Raw genomic sequence first — 726 nt, forward strand, 5'->3', positions numbered from 1 at the left:
CTGCGCCAGTGATGCAGCAGCCTGCACTGGCGACCGCCGTTGCACCTGCAGCCGCTGCGCCGGCTGAAGCCGCTAAGCCGGAAATCACCGGCCACATCGTGCGTTCTCCGATGGTCGGCACTTTCTACCGTACCCCAAGCCCGGATGCGAAAGCCTTCGTGGAAGTGGGCCAGAAAGTCAACGCGGGCGATACCCTGTGCATCGTTGAAGCGATGAAAATGATGAACCAGATCGAAGCCGATAAATCCGGCGTTGTGAAGGCGATCCTGGTGGAAAGCGGCCAGCCGGTTGAATTTGACGAGCCGCTCGTCGTCATCGAATAACGAGGCGAAGCATGCTGGATAAAATTGTCATTGCTAACCGCGGTGAGATCGCTCTGCGTATTCTCCGCGCGTGTAAAGAATTAGGCATCAAGACCGTTGCGGTTCACTCAACCGCTGACCGCGACCTGAAGCACGTGCTGCTGGCGGACGAAACCGTCTGCATCGGCCCGGCACAGTCGGTCAAAAGTTACCTGAACATCCCTGCACTGATCTCCGCCGCCGAAATCACCGGCGCCGTGGCGATCCACCCGGGCTACGGCTTCCTCTCTGAAAATGCCGATTTCGCCGAGCAGGTTGAGCGCTCTGGTTTTATCTTCATCGGCCCGAAAGCTGACACCATCCGCCTGATGGGCGACAAAGTGTCTGCGATCACCGCGATGAAGAAAACCGGTGTGCCGACCGT

2 protein-coding genes are annotated in these 726 nt (G+C 58.5%); both read left to right on the forward strand.

Annotation, left to right across the window (positions count from 1 at the left end):
• A partial coding sequence (accB, locus tag F3J37_RS27850; protein ID WP_166936856.1) for an acetyl-CoA carboxylase biotin carboxyl carrier protein occupies positions 1-323 on the forward strand: 323 nt, incomplete at its 5' end.
• Between the two features lie 11 nt (positions 324-334).
• A partial coding sequence (locus tag F3J37_RS27855; RefSeq protein WP_304623248.1) for a biotin carboxylase N-terminal domain-containing protein occupies positions 335-726 on the forward strand: 392 nt, incomplete at its 3' end.

Source organism: Candidatus Pantoea communis, assembly GCF_011752685.1.
GTDB classification, from domain to species: Bacteria; Pseudomonadota; Gammaproteobacteria; order Enterobacterales; family Enterobacteriaceae; genus Pantoea; species Pantoea communis.